The 18,110-nt window shown below is 49.0% G+C and carries 18 protein-coding genes; 8 read left to right on the forward strand and 10 right to left on the reverse strand.

All coding sequences use genetic code 11. The annotated features are described in order from the left end of the window. The first annotated feature begins 38 nt into the window (after window positions 1-38). Both EJL91_RS21955 and EJL91_RS21960 read left to right on the forward strand, forming a co-directional pair. The gene (locus EJL91_RS21955) at window positions 39-443 is read left to right on the forward strand and encodes a PaaI family thioesterase (protein ID WP_125144097.1); all 405 of its coding nucleotides are present in this window, start codon (window positions 39-41) and stop codon (window positions 441-443) included. Between the two features lie 182 nt (window positions 444-625). Continuing rightward, window positions 626-1,990: a DUF1266 domain-containing protein gene (locus EJL91_RS21960; protein ID WP_125144098.1), complete on the forward strand. Its 1,365-nt coding sequence runs from the start codon at window positions 626-628 to the stop codon at window positions 1,988-1,990. A gap of 136 nt (window positions 1,991-2,126) precedes the next feature. Here the strand turns inward: EJL91_RS21960 and EJL91_RS21965 are convergent, their stop codons facing one another. The 5 genes from EJL91_RS21965 to EJL91_RS21985 all read right to left on the reverse strand — a co-directional run bounded on the left by EJL91_RS21965 (window position 2,127) and on the right by EJL91_RS21985 (window position 6,781). Then, window positions 2,127-2,789: an RraA family protein gene (locus tag EJL91_RS21965; RefSeq protein ID WP_125144099.1), complete on the reverse strand. Its 663-nt coding sequence runs from the start codon at window positions 2,787-2,789 to the stop codon at window positions 2,127-2,129. Window positions 2,790-2,804: 15 nt separating this feature from the next. Then, window positions 2,805-4,157 carry an MmgE/PrpD family protein gene (locus EJL91_RS21970; protein ID WP_164516915.1) on the reverse strand — a complete coding sequence of 451 codons (1,353 nt, stop codon included), beginning with the start codon at window positions 4,155-4,157 and terminating at the stop codon, window positions 2,805-2,807. A gap of 74 nt (window positions 4,158-4,231) precedes the next feature. Beyond that, on the reverse strand, window positions 4,232-5,353 hold the full coding sequence (locus EJL91_RS21975) for a 4-hydroxybutyrate dehydrogenase (RefSeq protein WP_125144101.1): 1,122 nt from the start codon (window positions 5,351-5,353) through the stop codon (window positions 4,232-4,234). Between the two features lie 57 nt (window positions 5,354-5,410). Next, the gene (locus EJL91_RS21980; RefSeq protein ID WP_164516916.1) at window positions 5,411-5,734 is read right to left on the reverse strand and encodes a carboxymuconolactone decarboxylase family protein; all 324 of its coding nucleotides are present in this window, start codon (window positions 5,732-5,734) and stop codon (window positions 5,411-5,413) included. A 144-nt stretch (window positions 5,735-5,878) separates the two neighbouring features. After that, the gene (locus EJL91_RS21985) at window positions 5,879-6,781 is read right to left on the reverse strand and encodes a LysR family transcriptional regulator (RefSeq protein ID WP_125144103.1); all 903 of its coding nucleotides are present in this window, start codon (window positions 6,779-6,781) and stop codon (window positions 5,879-5,881) included. Window positions 6,782-7,105: 324 nt separating this feature from the next. Between EJL91_RS21985 and EJL91_RS21990 the strand changes: the two genes are divergently transcribed. After that, window positions 7,106-8,422 (forward strand): GntT/GntP/DsdX family permease, encoded by a 1,317-nt coding sequence (locus tag EJL91_RS21990; protein ID WP_125144104.1) that lies wholly within the window; start codon window positions 7,106-7,108, stop codon window positions 8,420-8,422. Between the two features lie 132 nt (window positions 8,423-8,554). Here the strand turns inward: EJL91_RS21990 and EJL91_RS21995 are convergent, their stop codons facing one another. Further along, a complete protein-coding gene (locus EJL91_RS21995; protein WP_125144105.1) occupies window positions 8,555-9,886 on the reverse strand; it encodes an MATE family efflux transporter in 1,332 nt (443 codons plus the stop codon). Window positions 9,887-9,979: 93 nt separating this feature from the next. Then, a complete protein-coding gene (locus tag EJL91_RS22000; RefSeq protein ID WP_125144106.1) occupies window positions 9,980-10,558 on the reverse strand; it encodes a TetR/AcrR family transcriptional regulator in 579 nt (192 codons plus the stop codon). Window positions 10,559-10,794: 236 nt separating this feature from the next. Between EJL91_RS22000 and EJL91_RS22005 the strand changes: the two genes are divergently transcribed. From EJL91_RS22005 to EJL91_RS22020, 4 genes are all read left to right on the forward strand, one after another. After that, window positions 10,795-11,325, forward strand: a complete 531-nt coding sequence (locus tag EJL91_RS22005) for a GNAT family N-acetyltransferase (RefSeq protein WP_125144107.1) — start codon at window positions 10,795-10,797, stop codon at window positions 11,323-11,325. 23 nt (window positions 11,326-11,348) lie between these two features. Next, the gene (locus tag EJL91_RS22010; RefSeq protein ID WP_125144108.1) at window positions 11,349-11,870 is read left to right on the forward strand and encodes a GNAT family N-acetyltransferase; all 522 of its coding nucleotides are present in this window, start codon (window positions 11,349-11,351) and stop codon (window positions 11,868-11,870) included. A gap of 447 nt (window positions 11,871-12,317) precedes the next feature. Then, entirely contained in the window at window positions 12,318-14,225 is a 1,908-nt protein-coding gene (locus EJL91_RS22015) for an endonuclease MutS2 (protein WP_125144109.1), read from the forward strand. Between the two features lie 169 nt (window positions 14,226-14,394). Next, window positions 14,395-15,054 carry an MgtC/SapB family protein gene (locus EJL91_RS22020; protein WP_125144110.1) on the forward strand — a complete coding sequence of 220 codons (660 nt, stop codon included), beginning with the start codon at window positions 14,395-14,397 and terminating at the stop codon, window positions 15,052-15,054. A gap of 109 nt (window positions 15,055-15,163) precedes the next feature. Here the strand turns inward: EJL91_RS22020 and EJL91_RS22025 are convergent, their stop codons facing one another. Then, window positions 15,164-15,412, reverse strand: coding sequence for a spore coat protein (locus EJL91_RS22025; RefSeq protein WP_125144111.1), 249 nt, complete (start codon window positions 15,410-15,412; stop codon window positions 15,164-15,166). Window positions 15,413-15,439: 27 nt separating this feature from the next. Next, entirely contained in the window at window positions 15,440-15,613 is a 174-nt protein-coding gene (locus EJL91_RS24720; RefSeq protein WP_164516917.1) for a hypothetical protein, read from the reverse strand. Window positions 15,614-15,803: 190 nt separating this feature from the next. Between EJL91_RS24720 and EJL91_RS25050 the strand changes: the two genes are divergently transcribed. Then, on the forward strand, window positions 15,804-16,580 hold the full coding sequence (locus tag EJL91_RS25050; RefSeq protein ID WP_243125526.1) for a hypothetical protein: 777 nt from the start codon (window positions 15,804-15,806) through the stop codon (window positions 16,578-16,580). A 108-nt stretch (window positions 16,581-16,688) separates the two neighbouring features. On the opposite strand, the gene EJL91_RS22035 is transcribed toward EJL91_RS25050, so the two are convergent. After that, window positions 16,689-17,834 (reverse strand): aldo/keto reductase, encoded by a 1,146-nt coding sequence (locus EJL91_RS22035; protein WP_125144112.1) that lies wholly within the window; start codon window positions 17,832-17,834, stop codon window positions 16,689-16,691. Window positions 17,835-18,110 lie beyond the last annotated feature (276 nt).

Below are 18,110 nucleotides of genomic sequence, written 5' to 3' on the forward strand. Positions count from 1 at the left end.
GAGTCCTGAAATGATGTACCGGAAAAGGAGTGGTAAAAATGGATTACGCAGAACAGATCAGAAAGACCAATGAGACTAATCATTTTATGATTCACAACAATATCACCGCTGCCATGCTGACCGACGGGGAGGCCCGGGTCACTGCGGCGATTACGCCGGTTTCCCTGAATGCGATGGAGAGCGTTCACGGCGGACTTATGTTTATCATGGCCGAGACAGCCGCCGGTCTGCTGACGAGAAACGACGGCCGCCGCCATGTCACGGTGAACAGTTCGTTCCAGTTCCTTAAGGGGACAAACCAGGCGGAGAAATTGATTGCGAAAGCAGTTGTAATGAACCGGGGAAGGAAGATCTGCGTCTGCCGTTCCAGCGTCATGGAACCTGGGCGCGATGTGGTTCTGGCGGAAGGGGAGTTTACGTTTTACTGCCTGGACAACAATTAGTCCGCTTTTAGCGAAAGACTAAAACCGATGCTGACAAATTACTGTTTTGAACAGTAATTTACTGTTCCGTTTAACACGATTATTCAGGAAAGTGGTAGAATCAGAGTATAGAAAAATGAGAATACCGTTCTGCCGGCAGGGCAGGGCCAAATTCATGAATGAAAGGTTGAGGGGGAGTTGTAATGAAGTACAGAAAATGGAAACTGTTATTGTGTACGGGGATCTTATCTATGTCATTGAGCCAGGCGGCTCTCGCCGCGTATTACTGTACGCAGCCGGGGGATGAGGCAAACAGCCAATTGACCGGAGGCACGTTTACAGATACGGAACAGGGCCGTATGTTTACAGGCAGTGACGGACAGGTATACGTGAATCACTGGCTATACTACGAAAAGACGCGAACCTGGTATTATTTTGACGGAAATGGAATCGCAGTTACCGGTTTCCAGACCGTGGATGGCAAATACCGTTATTTTAACAAGTTCGGCCAGCTCATCAAGAGCCGCATTATCGTGGATGGCAAAGTATATTTTGGCGACTCTAAAACGGGAGAAATCCTGACCAGCTTAAACGGAGGAAACGAGAAAAACCGCAGTTATAATGGAAAAAAATACGTTTTTGATGAGCAGGGAATCGCCCATGGAGAAGACGGCAATTATGATTATGATACGATGCGGAAACTGAATCCGGCGTGGAAGAAAGAAGATAAGAAATGGACCTATGTGGAAAACGGGCAGAAACTCCGTAACGCCTGGCATCAGGATAACGGCATGACGTTTTATTTTGATGAAAATGGGTATATGGTCTACAGCGCGGTAAAGCAGATCGGCGGGAAAGAATACAAATTCACATCCGACGGTGCGCTTTTAACCGCAGGAAAACTGGATCATATAACCATAGACGGGGCCAGGTACAATCTGGGAAGCGACGGCGCCCTGACGTTGACGGAGGCGGCTCCGGTTAAGAGTGACTACGCCCTTACCGAGGAACAGCAGACCGCGAATAACAGGATGAATCCCTATAATAATAACCAGACCGTGCAGTGGATCAATGCTACTTATGCAATTATGACAAAGAGTAACGGGGAAAATATCAGGATGTACAGTGGCCGCGTCAAACTTGGAGAAATCAAGGAATCATATCGGGAGGTAGACGATTACGACCGGGATAGGATGAGGGAAGGCCTGGTAACTTCCTGGGGCGTCACTGACCGTGCGACGGCAGATGCGACGCTTTCCGCTCTGATAGAAAGCGGCAATGCAGCCGGATCGGCCTGGGACTACAGCCGTGCGATGTCTAACATAGGCTTTTATTACCGGGCAGAATATTATACCGAGACAGAAGCGCTTGACAAGTCTCTGGAGCTTGCAAAGGTAATCCAGACAAGATTCTCGTCCTGGGATCAGTTTGTCAACAGTTATCTGGAGGGATACGCGGCCTGGGCCGGGGCGAAAGAAGACAGACGGGCCATATATGAAGGGCTGAAGACAAGCGCATTTAACCCATTTGCAATCGACTGGAACCTGAAGCTGGAGAAATCCTGGTAAAGAGTGGGAAAAACCATGCAAAACAGGGAACCGGCGGCCTGTTTTGGGCTGGAGAGGGAACAAAATAGATATATAGAAAAAGGGTGTAGTGTCGGGCATGACAATACACCCTTTTGTGGACGTTATTACAGTATTTTTAAGCCATGATCTGCCTGGCTTCGGCCAGAGACTTCCCCCGGCGTATCATCTCCGTCATTTTTGCTTCCTTTGCAGCGATTTTCCCGGCGGCCTCAAGAACGGGTTTTAATTGTTCTGCCGGAACGGCAATAGCGCCGGTCCGATCAATCAGGATCAGGTCGCCCGGCATGATCTGCACATTCTTTATGGAGACAGGGACATTGACGCCTTCTGTCTCGATATCGTAAGCGCTTTTGACGGGGGAGGTTCCGCCGCAGAGAACGGGGAAGTTCAGTCCGGCGATTTCTTCGGCATCTCTCAGACAGCCGTTTGTAATCTCGCCGGTCACTCCGCGCATCTGCGCCCGCAGAGCCAGAATAGCCCCTCCTGTGCAGACGTCCGTGATATCTCCCATATCGATGACAAGAAAATCGCCTGCCTGTGTCTGACTGTCGATGACTGCTCCCTGGCGGGCAAGATTTTTACCGTCCCAGGGAGTGCGTCTGCGTATCTGCCGGATAGTAAAGGCAAAACCTGCCGCCGGGGGCTGATTTGCATTCAGAGGGGTGAGGCCAAAAATGGCGCCTCTGGCGAGCCCGAGGCTGTCCATCGCATCGGAAATATTGCCGGTGGGAAATTGAATATAAGAATCAATCCAGTATTTTTTTTCTTCCAAAGTCATATAAAAGATTCCTCCTTAAAGCAGGCTGCAAAGCACGTCCAGGCGGCCTGCCTTGTCAAGGTTCATGATTTCGCGGTAAATGGCCTCTGTCCTTTCGGAACCAAGTCTCGGATTCAGGATTTCTCCATATTTTTCAACGACCTCTTTTTCCGATTCGTCCAGATTCAGCTCATGGCCCAGCAGATAAGTGGAGTTCGAGAATTTCCGCCCGTCCTTTAAAAGGATTGTGGCCCTGCCTCCCCGGGACGGTGTGAATTCATCATTGGGGATCATCTCCATCCGGTCGAGCAGCTGTAAAACAGCGGGATTTCTGACTGCCTCGTCGGTGAAGGTTTCCATAGTGACCCGGCCGAACACAATCTGGGCGGCTGCCGTGAATGGAATACTGAACTTGCCTTCCAGACCCGTCTTCGGATGGGTGATGCCCACCAGGCGGATGGCGCGGGGGTACGGTTCAAAGATTATTTTCTCGATTTCTTCCGTTTTAATCTTATGATCCGCGATTATTTTTTTACAGTTAATAATGCCGCTGTGGGTCGGGGCTCCGCAGGGATACCGTTTAAAGCGCAGCTCATGGATTCCAAAAGGCCCGGACAGCCGTTCTATCATTTTTTCCGCGGATGCACTGGAGGACAGACAGCTTAAAAAATCGGTGTCGAAGAGATCGGCCCTGCCGGTAAATCCCTTTTTTGCAAGAAGAGCCGCCATAAGGCCGTTCTTAGCCGCCATTCCGGCCGCCATCGGCTTTGCCATGGTGCCGAAATTGAGCTGGATGCCGCTCATGAGGCCGGCTGAGATTCCAAAGGCATTGCACATCTGCTCCGGCGTCAGTTTAAGGATTGCACCTGCGGCAGCGGCGGCGCCGAAGATTCCGATCGTGCCCGTGGCATGAAAACGACCGATATTATAATGCTCCGGCATGATGGCGGCGGAGACGGCTACCATGATCTGCATTCCGTTTATGGAACCGTTTATCAGTTCCATTCCGGAGGCCCCGGAAATCTGTGCGGCTGCCAGAGCCGCCGGAAATACGGGGGACGACAGGTGGAGGGAAAGGAAATCATGGATATCGTCAAAGTCGATGGCATGGGACAGGGTGCCGTTGATCAGGGCGGCGTAAAGCGGGGAAGTGCATTTATTCTGCCCAATCAGGACACAGTCTCCTGAGGCATGTTCCTCACAGGCCATATCCATCAGAAGGCCGGCGGATTTTTCTTTGCAGCCGGAGACGGCGGCGGACAGCCAGTCTAAGAAGGAGAGCCTTGTCATGCGGATGTCCTTTTCAGTCAGCTGCGCGGTGTGATCGCAGACGGCATATTCGGCCATCCGCAGAGTGCAGAGCTTGTCTTTTTCTATTTTTTCTTCCATTGATACTCCTTTTACAGTAACGTAATGCTGACGATACCCCATGCACAGAAAGTATCGAATCGTTCAGTTGCGTTTTATGAATACAGGCCCCGGTATATTTGAAGGACGTGACCATAGTCAAGCGGCACAAAGTTATTGTTCATCAGCCTTGTCTGTCCGGTGACAACCTCATCCGCCCAGCGTGCAAGCATATCCGGATCCGCCCCATATTCTTTCAGGGTTTTACAGCTTAAGATTCCGGAAAGCAGTTCGAACATTCTGTCAAAGGCTTCCGGAGCCGGACAGTGGAGAATACGTCCGATTTCCTCCTGAAGAAGAAGGATGGCCCCGTCGCGGCGGATGCTTAAGTATTCGCGGATAACCCCGGCAAAAACAGCGTAATTGGCCTCGCCGTGAGGGACGTGGAAGGTGCCGCTTAAGGGATAGCTCATGGCATGCACAGCGCCGCAGCCGGCGGTCCCAAAGGCCAAACCGGCAAAGCCCGAGGCGGTGAGAAAATCACCCAGCAGCGGAAGTCTCGCATCGGGCCCCTCCGCTGCGATCTTCAGATATCCGTTCAGAATCATTTGAACCGCCCGGTATCCGAACAGTCTGGTGTAGTCTGTAGCCTTCGGGGACAGGCTGGATTCCACCGCATGGATCAGCGCGTCAACGGAACTGGTGGCAAATACCTGATAGGGAAGCTTTTCAAGCAGCTCCGGGACCATTACCGCCTTGTCGGCATACAGCGCGTCACCGGCAAGTCCGATTTTCGTGTTTTTTCCCGGAAATGCAAGAATGGAGATATTCGTCATTTCGGATCCGGTTCCACAGGTGGTGGGAACGAGGAACAGTTCCTTATCCTTGATGACGGGCAGTTCTCCGGCGTAGAGTTTTTCGATGGGAGAGGTATGTTTGAGGGCCAGTATTTTGGAGATGTCGAGGACGGTGCCTCCGCCGATTCCGATAATTCGGCGGGGAGGCGTCATTTTCTGGATATCGGAGATTATTGCCTCCACCATCCCGTCACTCGGCTCACCCAGTCCGTATTTTTCCTGATAGATGACGTTACAGGGGAGCGCCAGCGCTCCAAAAAAGGGCTGGTAGATAAATTCGTTGGTGATAACCAGATCGCCCTCGCCAAGGGAAAATGTTTCCGCAAATGAACGGACATTTTCAAAACGGTGAAGCTCCGGCTTAAAAATGATCTGCAGCATTGGTAAAGCTCCTTTCGTCAAATGATTTATCGCTGCTGTTTACACTGTGTGCAGCAGTTATTCCGTCTCTTCCTCCTGGAAAAAATCATCCAGCGTCAGCATAGCCATGCGGAATGACGGAAAGCCGCCCATTGTAAGGACCTGCTCCACCGTAGCCAGGATTTCGCGCTTTGTCGCGCCGAACTGGTGGGCCAGCTTAGAGTGGGCCAGAATGACCGGCTCCTGTTTCAGGATACATGCCATAGCCACGTTGATGAGTTCACGGTATTTGCGTTCCAGGGAATCGTTGTCGTTTACAAGATAGGTGCGCCATTCCGTAATGCGGTTGTTCAGTTCAGGATCCAGTTCCCCGAGGATAGTCCAGTGATTGCGGTTTGCCATGATAAAAACCTCCTTTAAATTCAGTCTTGTATTTTCTAAGACCATTTTAAAGGAGTATACAGCGGTTGTAAAATATGGAATAGTGATAAAACCATAGGAAATGCCTATATTAAATCAATTTGATGTGCCTCATGCATGCAAATGTCATCGTGCAGACTGTGCCAGTATTTCCTTAATCAGGGCGTCTACGGCAATATCCGGTTTCCTTTTTCTGTTTGTCAGGACGCCGAAGTGGATTTCCGATGCATCCGTTATTTCCAGAGGGAAAATGGCTCCTGTTTTGACATAGATATCGCCCAGCAGTGAGATGTCGGGGCCAAATCCCACCGCTTCCGTCTGCATGACAAAATGCTTGATGGATTCCGGATTGTGGGTGGTTGAAAGGATGTTGGGGGTGCCATATTGGCTGATCTGTTCCAGACAGTAGCGGTGCAGTGCAAAATCATTCCCGTACAGGAACAGCTGGAACGGCAGCAGCTCCTTGAATGTGATTTTCTTGCGGCTGGCCAGCATGGACTGGGCGCCTACGTAGGCCATCAGTTTTCCGTCGAACAGGGACTGGAAAAGCAGCTGGTTTTCCCTTTCGAGATGTTTCTTTCCATGGAGAGCGATCAGACCCAGGTTTACCTCGCCTTTCAGGCAGTCCTTCACCGTTTTTTCAGTGCCCTGTTCGCAGATGCGGATGGAGACATTGGGAAAAATGCGGCGGTAGTCTGAAATGACCCGGGGCAGCAGAACCGAACTTAAGCTGGGAATCACCCCGATAGTGACCGTGGTAGTGAGCTGGCTGTAATCGCTGGCCGAAAGTTTTTCTATCTCGCCGACTTCTTTTAAAACCTCTCTGGCATGGGCAATGACCTGAAGGCCGATCTGGGTCGGCACCGCTCCTGTCCGGTAACGGTTGAAAAGGGTGAGATTCAGCTCTTTTTCCAGGGCGGTGACCGCCTGGCTGATGCTGGGCTGGGCGATAAAAAGACGCTCGCTGGCCAGCGTAAACGATCCCGTGTCCGCGATCTCTATAATGTACCGTAACTGTTCCAAACGCATCGTTGTTTCCTCCTGAAACAGGTAAAGATGGAAAATTTATCCACCTTTCCCGTCTTAAACCTGATCTATAATGTATCTGTAACGTAATAATCTAACTATAACGTATTGTGAAAGGGAAATGCAAGGAAAATTTCGCTTTAAGATAGGCATTGCCTATATCTGTATATAAATTAGATATTTTACACTATTAGGGTTAAGAGATATACTATAGTCAGTCAATGAGACGGTATTACCGAGTATCCGGAGATTCGCATACCGCATTGGTAGGTATAAACTGAAAACGAGAGAAAGAGAAAAGACTAACATCACGAAGGAGAAAATATTATGACTTCCCTTATCACAGCACCATCGCTATGGGCACTTGTGCCTATGATACTTTTCCTGGTTCTGACACTGCGGGGCAAAAACTATACGCTCAGTGTCGGAATCGCAGCCATACTCGGCTGCATCCTGATGGGACAGGGGCCTGCGGAATTTGCAGGCATACTGGTAGACAACCTGGGAGGAACCCTTGGCCAGGTCGGTCTCATTATTATGTTCGGCAGCGGCCTCGGCCTTGTCATGGACGCCGCCGGAATCAACGAGGTAATTGTAAATTTTGTAGTAAAGAAAATCGGTGTCAACAGCGAGCGGAAAGGAATGTTTGCCTGCTACCTGGTTTCTCTTATCATGGTGGTCCTGATTGGAACGCTGAACGGCGGAAATGCCGTGGTGGCTCCAATCATTCTTCCTATCGTGGCAGCTGCGGGGCTGACGCCGACAACCGTCTGCTTCCTGATGTTTAATGCCGGCCTTGTGGGCGTTACAATTGGACCGTTCTGTTCCGCAGTGGCGGCGGCGCTGGGCGTCAGCGGACTGAGCTATCAGGACTATATGATTTATTCGGCGATTCCTTATTCGCTTGTATGGAGTATTGTCAGCTTTATGATCGCTGTCAGGATCCAGAAGAAGACAAAGACGCAGGGAGAGAAATATGAGGCAGTGGAGATTCCGTCCGAATTCCACGCAACCGCCCGCCAGCGTAATGCCTGTATCGGGTTCCTCACCGCCTTCATTGTATGCCTTATCTATGGACTGATTGTCGGCAGTACCATGAAATACGTGATGTTCGTAATCCTATTCCTCAGCGCCGTTGTGGGATGTTTTATCAAACAGCCGTATGATAAAACAATCGCCCTGTTCGGCCGGGGAATGGGAAAGATGGGCGGTATGTTCCTTTCCTTCCTCCTGACGGGCGTCATGATTGACACGATCAGCCTGGGAGGCGGCTGGGAGGCGCTGTCTGATCTGATTCTTCACATCATAGGTTCCAACGGCAAATATCTGCTGATGGTGATTGCGTCCTTTGTAGGAGGATTCGGCGTGGAAGGCGCTGTGGTGACACAGATGCAGATTATCCAGAGCGCATTCTGGGATATCGCTTCCAACATGGGGATTCCGATGACTGCATGGTCCATCGTACTGATTGCAGCCGTGCGAATTACTTCCATCGTTTATCCGTCGGCCAACTACGCGGCACATCTCGGCTTTGCCAGAAGTGAAAACATGAAAACCCTGCTGGTGGCGGGATGGATTACGGCGGCCATCATGATGGCATTCGTGCCTGTCTGGGGATTTGTAGTGATGAATTTCCTCTCATAACAGATATTTCATATAGCAGATATTACATAAGTCCCCCATTATTTTCTTAAATTAAAGCAGAGGCTGTGCACCGGAAATATGCACGGCCTCTTTTGGTATGTATAATAGTGGAAAAAGGCGGCCGGTACCGGGTTATTGCCCGGAAGGTCCGGCACTCGAGGCCAACTGGGATTTAAAAGCGAGTCCGGCGATGACGGCGGCGAGGATATGGCTGATTAAGACCGCGGTCCATATTCCGGGAAGCCCGAACCCCGAATGGGAGAATAACCATGACAGCGGCATACGGACAGCAATGTAATATAAGACCATACATATCATGCTTTTTAAGGGTTTCCCCATTCCATTGACGGCTCCTAAAAAGCAGTTTGTAACGGTATTTAAAACATAGCCAATCCCGACAATCATAAAATAGCCTCCGACGATCTCCGAAGCGTCGGGGCTGTTAACAAACAGGGCCGACAGACTGCGCGAGAAACAGACAATAATCAGTGAAAGGGCAAGCAACAGTACGCTGCCGAAGAGAAGTGCAGTTTTCAGATAATCCTTTGCGCGGTCGATGCGCCTGCCGCCGGTACATTGGCCGACAATCGTTGTTAAAACCATGTTGAGCGCCATAGCGGGATAGAAGAGAACTGTCTCCAGTTTGCCGGTAATACCGTAAGCCGCCAGCGCAGTGATGCCGTATCCGCTGACAAGCGCGGTTAAAAAGCTGGTGCTGAAGGCCGGGATACTTTGTTGAAAGGCAGCCGGAATTCCATTTGAAAAGTAAGGGGCGATATACTCTCTCCGAAACGCGGACAGGCGGAAGGCAAACAGCTTTTTACGGAACAGGTAAAAGAGCATTGCCAGCAGACAGACGCTCTGCGACAGTATCGTCGCAATAGCTGCGCCGGAAAACCCCAGAAAATGGATGAAGAGCGGATCGAGTATGGCATTCAGCACGGTGCATAGAAGCATGGCCGCTGCCTGAAAAACTGAATTGCCGAAGCTCCTGAGTACGGCGGTGAAATAGCAGTACAGATAAACCGCCAGATAGCCCAGGAGATAGATCGCCAGATAATCATAAGCCATCTGAAATGTTTCTGCCGGAGTTTTTAAGAAGAGTAAGAGCGGTTTCAGGGACAGTTCGAGTCCGGCTGTTATAAACAGTGCAAGAAACACGGAGATTATGAGCGATGTGGCAATCATATTTTCCGTCTGTTCCTGTTCTTTGGCGCCGATTGCATGGGAGAGCAGAATTGAGGTTCCGTTTGTAATGCCCATTGCAAATGAATTTAAAATCAGGATAATAGGAGTTGAGTTGGTCAGCGCCGCATATGCCGTTTCTCCGAGAAGATTTCCAATCCACAGGCTGTCAACCAGATTGTACGCCATGTTCAGAAACATTGCAGCCAGCATGGGAAGAGCCATTGCCAGTAAGCAGCGCCGTGTGCTGCCGTTAATAAAATCGATTTGTGTCTTCATATAGTGATTCCTTTCTTGATATTGAATGAATATCATTCATTTATATTGCTTTTTATATCCCCGCTATGATGCGGGGATGCTGCCGGATAAAGATTAGTCTTTGGGTGCAAATAAAATGTCATTAAAAAATTTTTTGATACGTTTGACGCGTTCTTCTCCCGGAATCTCCGTCTGCATCAGCATGCCGAGCTGGCCATATACGAAGAAAGAAGCGGCAGTCAGGGTGTCTTCAAGATGAACCTCACCGCACTCATTCGCCAGGTCGAATTGAGCCTGGACAATAGGAAGCAGTTTGGCACAGACAGCCATGGAAAGCTGGTTGTGTATCTTCCTTCCCTCTGGTCCGTGGCAGAGTTTATAAGTATAATTGTCATTTTTCTCCGTATCCAGGAAGGTCGGCATCCGGGTAATCAATTCCTTAAGCGTTATATCACCGCTGTTTAAAACGGAGGCCATCCGGTCTGCCAGCGTCTGTGCATATTGGTCAATAGCCGTGTCAAACAGCGTCTCCTTTGAAGGAAAGTAGCGGTAGCAGAGTCCCTGCGCCACATTCATCTCCTTTGCGATATCGGAAATTGAAGTTTTTTCGTATCCTTTTTCGTAGAATAACCGGATTGCGGTTTCTAATATTTCCTGCCTTCGTTCCTCTGGTTCCTTTGTGATACGAGGCATATATCCACCTCCTTTGAGCTCAGGTTAAGAATAGCATAAACGAATCAATATGTCAATGAATCATATTCATTCGCGATTCGGTTATGCTCTGCCGGATACTTTTTGCAGGTAGTATTAGTTAAACCGCAGTGGACGGAGGGGCGAATATGTGCTAGAATTCGCTTAAGGGATAATGTGAAAAATATTGAATGCGGCGGGGCAAGGCCAGTGACCGGAAGTTGTGACAGGAGGGTTCTATGGATGTTCAATTAAGAAAATGGCGGCAGGAAGATAAAAAAAGATTGATGAAAATATGCAATGGAACGGACCGGAGTTATCTGGCGGACCGGCTTCCTTACCCATACACGGAGAAAGACGCTGACTGGTGGATTGGAATGGTCGGGGAGCAGGACGGCAGGACCGGAATATTCCGCGCCATTATTGCAGACGGCGAATATGTTGGAAATATAAGCATAGAGCAGAAGAGCGATGTCTACCGCCGCGACGGCGAGATAGGATATCTGCTTTTAAGTGACTGCTGGTCCAGGGGAATTGCCACGGAAGCGGTCAGGCAGATTTGCCCGATTGCCTTTAAAGAACTGGATATAATCAGAATAACGGGACAGGTATATGAACCGAATGAGGCGTCCAAAAAGGTTCTTAAAAAGAATGGGTTTATTCATGAGGGAACGCTTAAAAACGCGGTGACGAAAGATGGACGGACTTATAATCTGTGCATATTTGGAAAATGCGTTCAGAAGCAGGAGGAAAATGCAGTAAAGCTGTAAGAGAAGGAAAGAGGGGAATCGGTATGCTGATACGGACTGCGAAAAAGGAAGAACTGGAAAAGGTGGTTTTACTCTATAATTCCATGATTGACGGAATGCAGAATGAGAAGTATAAACCCGGATGGAAGAAAGGCATTTATCCGGACGAAAAGTTTGTGAAAGAAGCGATTGAAAAGCAGGAACTGTATGTCGGTATTTTAGACGGTGAGTTTGTCGGAGCTATGGTGGTGAATCATGAGGCTGCCGAGGCCTATGAAACCGTTGAATGGAAAGCTGACGCAAAACCCGGGGAAGTGACGGTCATACATGCCCTGGGAATATCCCCCCGGCATCAGAGACAGGGACTGGCAGGGGAGATGGTAAGGGATGCCATTAGCCGCGCTCCCGAAAATGGACAGAAAGCAGTCCGTCTCGATGTGCTGGCGGGTAATGTTGCTGCACAAAGATTTTATCTGGCATTGGGATTTGAATACCGCGGTACGGTGAGTCTGTTTTACGAGGATACGGGACTGACGGAGTTCCTGCTGTACGAATATGTGATTTAGATAATGACCGATACCGGGCGGATAACTCACGGCCGCCTTTTCCTTTCCAGCAGCCAGACAAGGAGACAGCCGGTGAAATAGCAGAAATATAGTTGTGGTATTATTTTCTATTTGACAGAAGCCGTTTAGTATGATATATTACGATAAAATAAATTATGATCGTGAGGTGTGTGTTTGTTAAGTGTGTTAATTGCAGGAAAAGCAGCAAAATAGTTGCATAAAGAGCGGCAGCTTTTGGCGTTTCACGCTGGAAGTCTACCCTTTTGTCGGCATGTCTGTGGCCGATGAAATCTGCATTTACCACCACTTCATACACAAACCTGAGGTTGAATTTGAAGGGAGCGGTAGCTCCTTTTTTCGTTGTTCAAACATCTTTAAGGGGATAAGTCTGTGAACGTGGATAAACGCGGCCATAGGCTTATTTTATTGATTACAGGAGGAAATACTTTGAACAGAGAATTTGAAATATTAGAATTTAGCCATATATTAGAGCAATTAGGAGAACTTGCATACACGGAAAAAAGCAAGGAAAAGATCAGGCAATTGAAACCGTATCTGCGGGAGACCGATGTGAAAGTGGCTCTGCGGGAGACGACGGAAGCCAGGAAGATGCTGGATGCCTTGGGGAATCCGCCTCTGGTATCACTGGATCAGGTAGAATCTCTTTTAAGTACGGCGGAAAAGGAAGGATGCCTGACGGCAGAACAGCTTGAATATATTGCGATCACGCTGACCGCAGTGGAGAGACTGAAAGATTTCCTGTGCCGGGGAAAATATCTGGAATTAGGTCTGGCTTATTACGAGGCGGATCTTGATCCAATGACCGATATCAAAGAAGAACTGACGGCGGCCGTCCGGAATAACCAGGTTCAGGACTATGCGAGCAAATTCCTGAAGGACACGAGAGAACTGATTGCAAGAACGGAAGAAAAGATGCGCACAAAGGCAGAATCCGTTCTGAAAGCCAATAAGGACGCCGTGTCGGAGCAGTTTATTACATCACGGAACGGACGTATCTGCATTCCGGTCAAGAAGGACTGTAAATTCCGGATTCCGGGAATTGTAATTGATAAATCATCCACCGGCTCCACGCTGTTTGTCGAACCGGTTTCCGTGGCAAAGTACGGAGAGGAGCTGCAGCTTTTAAAGCTGGATGAAGAGAACGAGGTCAGGAGGATTCTCTATACTCTGACCGCGATGGTGGCGGATCAGAAAGAATTGTTTTACCAGAATATCAGGATTATAGAAAAACTGGACTATATTTTTGCCAAGGGAAAACTGAGCGCCCTTCAGGACGGCAGTGTTCCTGCCATAAATCTGGAGCGGAGAATACGAATCAGAAAAGGACGCCATCCGCTTCTCGACAGAGAGGTCTGTGTGCCGCTGGATTTTGAGATAGGAGGAAAGACAAGGGGCGTCATCATCACGGGACCGAACACCGGCGGAAAGACAGTTGCCATCAAGACGGTGGGGCTTTACTGCCTGATGGCCCAGTGCGGCCTGCACCTTCCGTGTGAGGAAGCGGATATCTGTATGAACAGCCAGGTACTCTGTGATATCGGAGACGGACAGAACATGACGGAAAACCTGTCCACGTTTTCGGCCCATATTACAAATGCACTCGATATTTTGAGGAAAGTAAACCGAGACAGCCTGGTGGTAATGGATGAGCTGGGCTCAGGAACCGATCCGGCCGAAGGAATGGGAATTGCGATCGCTATTCTGGAAGAACTCCGGAGAAGCGGCTGCCTGTACCTTGTGACAACCCATTACCCGGAGGTGAAACAGTACGGTGAGACTGCGGAGGGCGTCTTAAATGCAAGGATGGCCTTTGACAGGGAAACCCTGAAGCCCCAATACCGTCTGGAGATAGGGCGGGCCGGGGAAAGCTGCGCTTTTTATATCGCAAAGAGCCTCGGCATGCCGGACGACATGCTGCAGAGGGCAAGCCGGGCGGCTTATGGAAAAGAACTTCAGATGGAGAACCGGGATCCCGGACCGGAACACCTGACGCGCCAGTCCGCCCCTGTGCTCCAGAAAGAAAAACTAGTCAGGAAAAACCAGGCGGATGCGGACTCCTTCAGGCTGGGCGACTGTGTCATGGTGTATCCGGACAAAAAAACAGGCATTGTGTGCTGCACCGCCAATGATAAAGGAGTGCTCCAGGTCCAGATGAAAGATAAAAAAATCTGGATCAACCATAAACGCATCAAACTTCACGTGGCGGCCGCAGAGCTTTACCCGCCGGATTACGATTTTTCAATCATTTTCGATTCCGTGGAAGAGCGCAAGGCCAGACATCAGATGGAACGGAAATACTGCGAGAACCTGACAATTGAAAAAGAGGAGGACTAACTATTTCTTTTACTAACCGTTTCTTTCACAATAAAGTATTCTGCCATCTGTTCTATTATGATATAATAGAGTATCGGTTCCAATGAGCGGTCAGGAACTGGCATTATGCCTGACCGGACGGAAAGCAGAACACGGGATATGACTTTTAATACAACGGGAGGAACATGACATGACACAGCAGGAATTTGCGACGATGGCGGAGTTTTTTCTGCGCATTTTGACGGCCTCGGCGTGCGGGCTTGTGATTGGATATGAGAGGGAAAACAGGAACAAGGAGGCGGGAATCAGGACCCATGCGATTGTCGCCCTGGGAGCGGCCCTGATTATGATAGTCTCTAAATACGGTTTTTACGATATCCAGAATTATGACGCATCCAGGGTCGCGGCGCAGATTGTCAGCGGAATCGGCTTTCTTGGCGCGGGGATTATATTTATCAGAAACAGGGCTGTCAGCGGACTTACCACGGCAGCCGGAATCTGGGCCACCGCCGGCGTCGGTATGGCGGTCGGTTCGGGAATGTATTATATCGGCATTGCCGTCACGGTTCTGATTGTGCTGATGCAGTTTATCCTGCATAAACAATTTGTCATGAAAAAAGAGCACAAATATGAGAAAGTGGTCATGGTCATCAAAGAAAATCCGCAGATCGAGGAGATTCAGGAAAAGCTGACCGGCCGGCGAATCGAAGTGGTAGACCTGGAAATCAAGATGACTGAGAAACAGGAGTATCAAATCGAGATGGGAGTGTTCCTTCCGAAAGAATTCGGCAAGATGGAGCTGACCAAATTATTAATGGACTGCGGCGGAGTGGCATATGTAAGGTGTTAGACCGCTTCTCTTCGCACCTGTGACGTGCAAAGAATAAAACCCTTCCGTTATTTTCCTGATAGCAGCCTGTTACCGGGAAAAGGACGGAAGGGTTTATAAAATCAGGTTTTTATGAAATACCTGAGAACTGGTTTCTTACCTTCTGGATTTTCATGGCCTCCGCCTGTTCGGTGGTGTACCATCCCTTAGCGGACATCTTCTTGTAAATATCGTCCTGCATGCAAAGGCTGTTATTCAAAGCCTGATCAAAGCTCTGACGCACATCGGCCGTAGAAGATTCAATCGTTCCGTGCATATACAGATCGCATACACCCTTAGTGGTCAGAAGCAGGTTTTCCATTATACATCTGTCATCCATCTCACATTCCTCCTTTCTGTTTCATTATTACGTTAAGCGGTAGATACTGTCAAAAATCTGCTGATGTTTTTCAGCGATCTGCTGAACACAGGTTTTCAGCTCCTGATCCTGAAGATTCTGAATTGCATCCTGACACTGAGTTTTGAAAAATTTCTCGTGTCCTAAAGCGTCTTCAATATAATCTAATTCCTTTGGACTCATGTTTATCACCTCCACAATTAGTATGTGAGGATTAGGGAAAAGTATCAGCACATATTCTTTCCAGAAATTTTCCAGTTTTTAGAAAATATCATTATTATAAATTGTAAGAACTGTAAGGATAATTTTGGTTGTGACAGACGGAATGTAACGCTATAATTAAGTTAAATTTCAGAAAGCCGGGTGAATATTTATGGATAAAAAGATTGTGACGGATATGACGAATTCAAATTTTTTCAGAAAACTGCTGGTGCCGGGAACCGTCATTTTTATGAGTCTTTCTTTGGCCGCCTGCGCCGGAGGCAGTAAGACGGGCGGGACGGAGACTGAGGCTGCTGCTGTGGGTCAGGCTGAAACGCACAATTCGGGTGATGAGGTTACGAAAGCGGAAACTTCTAAAGCGGAAGCAGAAAAAGCAGGACCGGATGCTGAGGTGAAGGAAGAAGCAGGCAGGGAGACACAGGAAACGAAGAAAGAAACGGAGCAAGAGACGGGGGTGCAGCAGGAGAATGCGGCTATGCCAAATCCGGTCGTACAGGTGGATTCTTCATCCGATTTTGCATCTCTTGGCCTGAAACTTGAACTTCCGGTCAATGACCAGTGGTACAGTGATCCTCTTTTCAGTGTAATTGGGGGCGGAGTGGCCCAGATTCAGTTTGTGGACGAGATTACAGGTTCCGATGCCATTGCAAGGGCAGGTAAGAGCGCGGAGGGTGATATCTCCGGTATCTACTATGTTTTTGACGGCAGTAAAAAGCAGAGCTGGTTTACAAAGCTTCAGGATGGAACCAGGATTGATATCACCGTCCAGGTGACGGCGGAAAATTCGGATGTCCACGGAGTGCTCGCCACATGGACATGTAAGGACATTACTTACAGTCTTTGGGAGGACGATGCCTGGGAACATCCGGACGCAGTGGCAAAGATGGCCATCGAAATCATGGATCAAAGCGATCCGGAAAAGGAATAGTAAAAAATGCTTGTCCGTGGATGAGATTTTAATTTCAATCGAATACCGTTCTGCCGCTCGGTATGGCAGAACGGTATTTTACTGCCTGGAACCTTGAATGCCAATCTTTTATTTGAACAATTGGTCTGCCTTTTCCATCCGCTCTGCAACGGAAACATTGAAAGGACAGCGGCTCTCACAGTTTTTGCATCCGATACAGACGGAGGCGTTGGCGTTTAACTGCCGGTAATGTTCGCGCACGGCTGAAGGAACCTCCTGATGCATGGAAGCCAGGTCATAAAGCTTATTGACCATGGCAATATCAATCCCGGCAGGGCAGGGAGCACAGTGGCCGCAGTACGTGCATTGGCCTGCAGCGTAAGCGTGATGCGGGGCGTCCGCGAGGATAGTTGCATAATCCTTCTCCTGCTCCGAAGCAGTCTCATAAGCCACTGCGGCCAGCACATGCTCCGGTGTATCATATCCCACCATGACACTGGCTACCGCCGGCCGGGTCAGGGCATAATGCAGGCACTGCACCGGGGTGAGGGCTACGCCGAACGGCGAGGTGCGCTCATCAAATAGACGGCCTCCGGCATATCCTTTCATGACGGTGATGCCGACGCCCTGGCGCTCACAGACCCGGTATAGCTCCTCGCGCTCCGGAGCAATGCCGCCCAGTGATTCGTCGTATTGCTCTTCAAAATATTTTGTGATATCATCAGTGGCCGGCAGCAGATCAAAGGCCGGGTTGATGCTGAACAGAATCATTTCTATTTCACCGCACAGCGCCGCCATTTTCGCCACGTCGGGGTTGTGGGAACTCAGGCCGATATGGCGGATTGTTCCCTTTTCCTTCAGGCTGCGTACGTATTCTATGTATTCTCCGGACATAATTCTCTCAAATTCAGCCGTATCATCCACAAAGTGAATCATACCGAGATCGATGTAATCCGTCTTAAGCCTTTTAAGCAAATCTTCAAATGCCTCTTTTACCCTAGGAAGATCACGCGTCCTGACATACTGGCCGTCCTGCCAGGTGGAACCGATATGGCCCTGGATAATCCAGTTTTCCCTCCTACCCTCAAGTGCAACTCCGATATTAGTGCGGACGTTCGGCTCAGACATCCAGCAGTCTAAAATATTGATTCCCTCTTTTTCACACGCATCAACCACTTCTTTGATTTCGCGTGCATTATGGCGTTCCAGCCATTCGGCCCCGAGTCCGATTTCACTTACTTCCAGTCCGGTATTGCCCAATTTCCTGTATTTCATTGCCGTTTCCTCCTTGCTTTATTACGGTTTACGTCTTTCTGTGCAGACAGAGACAGTTATAAAGAGAGTATATATGGAAAATAACGGTTTGCCAAGGGTATTCCGGCAAAATGGAAATATATGAACGGCCGGAAGGTATGGCCGGATGAAAAAACAAACCAATCCCGCAAATGATCATACAAGATGTCAAGATAAAGATAATACAAATTCTAAAGTTGTATCAAAAACATCCAAAAGAAAATTGTGAAACACGCTGAAAATGAGCAAATATGCACA

Origin of the sequence: Clostridium transplantifaecale (assembly GCF_900626075.1) — a bacterium.
Classification (GTDB): Bacteria; Bacillota; Clostridia; order Lachnospirales; family Lachnospiraceae; genus Otoolea; species Otoolea transplantifaecalis.